General features: G+C 54.1%; 1 protein-coding gene. It reads right to left on the reverse strand.

The genetic code is table 11. The annotated features are described in order from the left end of the window. On the reverse strand, positions 1–527 hold a 527-nt coding region (locus tag ACTHUM_RS18510), incomplete at both ends, for a Ppx/GppA phosphatase family protein (protein WP_440403753.1).

Genomic DNA, 527 nt, shown 5'->3' on the forward strand with positions numbered 1-527 from the left:
AAGTCGTAGAACACGCCGTCGCGGAGGGCAGCCTCGGTAACGGTCATTTTGGTCAGCGAAAGCTCTTCAAAAGCGGCCATCATCACGGCCAATCCGCCTGCAAAAACTTCGATTCGTTCGGGTTTGAGGTTTTCAAATTTGGCTTTTTTAACCGAACCGGCTTCGATAATCCTATCGGCAAGATAACGCATGCCTTGGGCGGTAATGTCGGCTTCTTGCGGCAATTCGGCCGCCAAAACGTCGCGTATGGATTTGGCCGAACCGGACGTGCCGATGGCGAAATCCCAGCCGGTACGCTTCATCAGTTTGCTGATGCGCTGGATTTCGATACGCGCGGCGGAAACGGCGGCTTGGAAATCTTTGGCGGTCACTTTGTTTTGGAAGAAGCGCATGCTGTATGTTACGCAGCCCAAAGGCAGGCTTTCTGTGGTCAGCGGTTGCAAATCCGAGCCGATGACAAATTCGGTCGAACCGCCGCCGATGTCGATAACCAGCATTTTGTCGCCTTTAGGCGGCAGGGTATGCAC

The organism is Neisseria sp. P0021.S006, assembly GCF_051956895.1.